The sequence below is a fragment of the Streptococcus gallinaceus genome (assembly GCF_040545695.1).
GTDB classification, from domain to species: domain Bacteria; phylum Bacillota; class Bacilli; order Lactobacillales; family Streptococcaceae; genus Streptococcus; species Streptococcus gallinaceus.
This window is the reverse complement of the sequence record NZ_JBEPMK010000012.1, coordinates 1-5,217: the sequence shown is the minus strand read 5'-3', so window position 1 is coordinate 5,217 and position 5,217 is coordinate 1. Positions and strand designations below refer to the sequence as shown.

The window sequence follows — 5,217 nt, the reverse complement described above, 5'->3', positions numbered from 1 at the left end:
GCTAAGCGACTACCGTATCTCACAGGGGGCAACCCCCAACTACTTCAGGCGTTCTAGGGCTTAACTGCTGTGTTCGGCATGGGTACAGGTGTATCTCCTAGGCTATCGTCACTTAACTTTTGTGGATTGTCCACTGAAAATTGAATACCTATATTCTATCAAGAAAAACCAACGCTGTCAATATTGACTTCTGTTACTTTGGATAAGTCCTCGAGCGATTAGTATTAGTCCGCTACATGTGTCGCCACACTTCCACTTCTAACCTATCTACCTGATCATCTCTCAGGGCTCTTACTGATATAAAATCACGGGAAATCTCATCTTGAGGTGGGTTTCACACTTAGATGCTTTCAGCGTTTATCCCTTCCCTACATAGCTACCCAGCGATGCCTTTGGCAAGACAACTGGTACACCAGCGGTAAGTCCACTCTGGTCCTCTCGTACTAGGAGCAGATCCTCTCAAATTTCCTACGCCCGCGACGGATAGGGACCGAACTGTCTCACGACGTTCTGAACCCAGCTCGCGTGCCGCTTTAATGGGCGAACAGCCCAACCCTTGGGACCGACTACAGCCCCAGGATGCGACGAGCCGACATCGAGGTGCCAAACCTCCCCGTCGATGTGAACTCTTGGGGGAGATAAGCCTGTTATCCCCAGGGTAGCTTTTATCCGTTGAGCGATGGCCCTTCCATACGGAACCACCGGATCACTAAGCCCGACTTTCGTCCCTGCTCGAGTTGTAGCTCTCGCAGTCAAGCTCCCTTATACCTTTACACTCTGCGAATGATTTCCAACCATTCTGAGGGAACCTTTGGGCGCCTCCGTTACCTTTTAGGAGGCGACCGCCCCAGTCAAACTGCCCGTCAGACACTGTCTCCGATAGGGTTAACCTATCTGGGTTAGAGTAGCCATAACACAAGGGTAGTATCCCAACAGCGCCTCTGTCGAAACTGGCGTCCCGACTTCTTAGGCTCCTACCTATCCTGTACATGTGGTACAGATACTCAATATCAAACTGCAGTAAAGCTCCATGGGGTCTTTCCGTCCTGTCGCGGGTAACCTGCATCTTCACAGGTACTAAAATTTCACCGAGTCTCTCGTTGAGACAGTGCCCAAATCATTACGCCTTTCGTGCGGGTCGGAACTTACCCGACAAGGAATTTCGCTACCTTAGGACCGTTATAGTTACGGCCGCCGTTTACTGGGGCTTCAATTCAAATCTTCGCTTACGCTAAACCCTCCTCTTAACCTTCCAGCACCGGGCAGGCGTCACCCCCTATACATCATCTTACGATTTAGCAGAGAGCTGTGTTTTTGATAAACAGTTGCTTGGGCCTATTCACTGCGGCTGACTGAAAGTCAGCGCCCCTTCTCCCGAAGTTACGGGGCCATTTTGCCGAGTTCCTTAACGAGAGTTCTCTCGCTCACCTGAGGCTACTCGCCTCGACTACCTGTGTCGGTTTGCGGTACGGGTAGTGTATAATTAACGCTAGAAGCTTTTCTTGGCAGTGTGACGTCACTTACTTCGCTACTATTCTTCGCTCCCCATCACAGCTCAATGTTAGAGATATAAGCATTTGACTCATATCACACCTCACTGCTTGGCCCAGCACTTCCATTCGCTGGGATAAGTTAGCCTACTGCGTCCCTCCATCACTATATACACTAGTACAGGAATATCAACCTGTTGTCCATCGGATACACCTTTCGGTCTCTCCTTAGGTCCCGACTAACCCAGGGCGGACGAGCCTTCCCCTGGAAACCTTAGTCTTACGGTGGACAGGATTCTCACCTGTCTTTCGCTACTCATACCGGCATTCTCACTTCTATGCGTTCCAGCACTCCTCACGGTATACCTTCTTCACACATAGAACGCTCTCCTACCATCCCTTACGGGATCCACAGCTTCGGTAATATGTTTTAGCCCCGGTACATTTTCGGCGCAGGGTCACTCGACTAGTGAGCTATTACGCACTCTTTGAATGAATAGCTGCTTCTAAGCTAACATCCTAGTTGTCTGTGCAACCCCACATCCTTTTCCACTTAACATATATTTTGGGACCTTAGCTGGTGGTCTGGGCTGTTTCCCTTTCGACTACGGATCTTAGCACTCGCAGTCTGACTGCCGATTACATCTCGTTGGCATTCGGAGTTTATCTGAGATTGGTAATCCGAGATGGACCCCTCACCCAAACAGTGCTCTACCTCCAAGAGACTTAACATCGACGCTAGCCCTAAAGCTATTTCGGAGAGAACCAGCTATCTCCAAGTTCGTTTGGAATTTCTCCGCTACCCACAAGTCATCCAAGCACTTTTCAACGTGCCCTGGTTCGGTCCTCCAGTGCGTCTTACCGCACCTTCAACCTGCTCATGGGTAGGTCACATGGTTTCGGGTCTACATCATGATACTATGGCGCCCTATTCAGACTCGGTTTCCCTACGGCTCCGTCTCTTCAACTTAACCTCGCATCATAACGTAACTCGCCGGTTCATTCTACAAAAGGCACGCTCTCACCCATTAACGGGCTCGAACTTGTTGTAGGCACACGGTTTCAGGTTCTATTTCACTCCCCTTCCGGGGTACTTTTCACCTTTCCCTCACGGTACTGGTTCACTATCGGTCACTAGAGAGTATTTAGGGTTGGGAGATGGTCCTCCCAGATTCCGACGAGATTTCGCGTGTCTCGCCGTACTCAGGATACTGCTAGGTATAAAGACTATTTCGAATACGAGGCTATTACTCTCTTTGGCCTACCTTCCCAGGTAGTTCTTCTATAATCTTTAAGTCCACATTGCAGTCCTACAACCCCGAGGAGTAAACTCCTCGGTTTGCCCTCCTGCCGTTTCGCTCGCCGCTACTAAGGCAATCGCTTTTGCTTTCTCTTCCTACAGCTACTTAGATGTTTCAGTTCACTGCGTCTTCCTTCATCCAGTCTTAACAACTGGTGATGACAGGCATTACCTGCCGGGTTCCCCCATTCGGACATCTCTGGATCATTGCTTACTTACAGCTCCCCAAAGCATTTCGTTGTTAGTCACGTCCTTCATCGGCTTCTAGTGCCAAGGCATCCACCGTGCGCCCTTATTAACTTAACCTTATTAACCTAGTTTTTAAAACTAGAAAACTCATTAAATATTCACAGCGTTTTCGGTTTATTTTCTTGTTACTTTCTACAATCATTTCTGATCGTGGAATTTGATATAGATATTCAATTTTCAATGGACAATCTTAACAAGTATTACTTGTTAATGGAGCCTAGCGGGATCGAACCGCTGACCTCCTGCGTGCAAAGCAGGCGCTCTCCCAGCTGAGCTAAGGCCCCACAAGACCTCTCAAAATTAAAGAAGACTAACGTACAGGTTCCTTATCCTTAGAAAGGAGGTGATCCAGCCGCACCTTCCGATACGGCTACCTTGTTACGACTTCACCCCAATCATCTATCCCACCTTAGGCGGCTGGCTCCTAAAAGGTTACCTCACCGACTTCGGGTGTTACAAACTCTCGTGGTGTGACGGGCGGTGTGTACAAGGCCCGGGAACGTATTCACCGCGGCGTGCTGATCCGCGATTACTAGCGATTCCGACTTCATGTAGGCGAGTTGCAGCCTACAATCCGAACTGAGACTGGCTTTAAGAGATTAGCTTGCCGTCACCGACTTGCGACTCGTTGTACCAGCCATTGTAGCACGTGTGTAGCCCAGGTCATAAGGGGCATGATGATTTGACGTCATCCCCACCTTCCTCCGGTTTATTACCGGCAGTCTCGCTAGAGTGCCCAACTCAATGATGGCAACTAACAATAGGGGTTGCGCTCGTTGCGGGACTTAACCCAACATCTCACGACACGAGCTGACGACAACCATGCACCACCTGTCACCTCTGTCCCGAAGGAAAATCCTATCTCTAGGACGGTCAGAGGGATGTCAAGACCTGGTAAGGTTCTTCGCGTTGCTTCGAATTAAACCACATGCTCCACCGCTTGTGCGGGCCCCCGTCAATTCCTTTGAGTTTCAACCTTGCGGTCGTACTCCCCAGGCGGAGTGCTTAATGCGTTAGCTACGGCACTGAGTCCCGGAAAGGACCCAACACCTAGCACTCATCGTTTACGGCGTGGACTACCAGGGTATCTAATCCTGTTCGCTCCCCACGCTTTCGAGCCTCAGCGTCAGTTACAGACCAGAGAGCCGCTTTCGCCACCGGTGTTCCTCCATATATCTACGCATTTCACCGCTACACATGGAATTCCACTCTCCCCTTCTGCACTCAAGTTGTACAGTTTCCAAAGCACACAATGGTTAAGCCACTGCCTTTTACTTCAGACTTATACAACCGCCTGCGCTCGCTTTACGCCCAATAAATCCGGACAACGCTTGGGACCTACGTATTACCGCGGCTGCTGGCACGTAGTTAGCCGTCCCTTTCTGGTAAGATACCGTCACTTGAGTAACTTTCCACTCTACTCAACGTTCTTCTCTTACAACAGAGCTTTACGATCCGAAAACCTTCTTCACTCACGCGGCGTTGCTCGGTCAGGGTTGCCCCCATTGCCGAAGATTCCCTACTGCTGCCTCCCGTAGGAGTCTGGGCCGTGTCTCAGTCCCAGTGTGGCCGATCACCCTCTCAGGTCGGCTATGTATCGTTGCCTTGGTGAGCCGTTACCTCACCAACTAGCTAATACAACGCAGGTCCATCTGGTAGTGAAGCAATTGCTCCTTTCAAACAGCTAACATGTGTCGGCTGCTGTTATGCGGTATTAGCTATCGTTTCCAATAGTTATCCCCCGCTACCAGGCAGGTTACCTACGCGTTACTCACCCGTTCGCAACTCATCCGCTCGGTGCAAGCACCAAGCTTCAGCGTTCTACTTGCATGTATTAGGCACGCCGCCAGCGTTCGTCCTGAGCCAGGATCAAACTCTCATTTAAAGTTTGAGTTCTCACTCATTATCTGTCGCTGACAGATTTATTGTTTTTTTGTTCATTGACGAAGTTAACTTGTAACTTCACCCTGCACGTTTGGTTCGTCTTCTTTAATTTTCAAAGGTCTTGCTTGTCGCTCTCACGCGACAACTATCTTAGTCTATCATGTTTGCTTCTTCTTGTCAACACTTTTGTTTAACTTTTTTAGAAACTTTTTTCATGACCGCCGCCCCTCACGAGACAACTTAATTAGTATATCAGACTACCTCACTACTGTCAACACTGTTTTTGACTTTTTT

The 5,217-nt window shown here is 49.4% G+C and carries 1 tRNA gene and 3 rRNA genes; all 4 read right to left on the bottom strand.

Features of this window, described 5'->3' with window-relative positions:
- Positions 1-116 (bottom strand): 5S ribosomal RNA (gene rrf / locus ABID27_RS10180).
- Between the two features lie 82 nt (positions 117-198).
- Positions 199-3,096: ribosomal RNA gene (locus ABID27_RS10175) — 23S ribosomal RNA — on the bottom strand.
- Positions 3,097-3,250: 154 nt separating this feature from the next.
- Positions 3,251-3,323, bottom strand: a tRNA-Ala gene (locus ABID27_RS10170).
- A gap of 52 nt (positions 3,324-3,375) precedes the next feature.
- A 16S ribosomal RNA gene (locus tag ABID27_RS10165) occupies positions 3,376-4,924 on the bottom strand.
- The 16S, 23S and 5S rRNA genes sit together here with 1 tRNA gene alongside, the layout of an rRNA operon.
- Positions 4,925-5,217 lie beyond the last annotated feature (293 nt).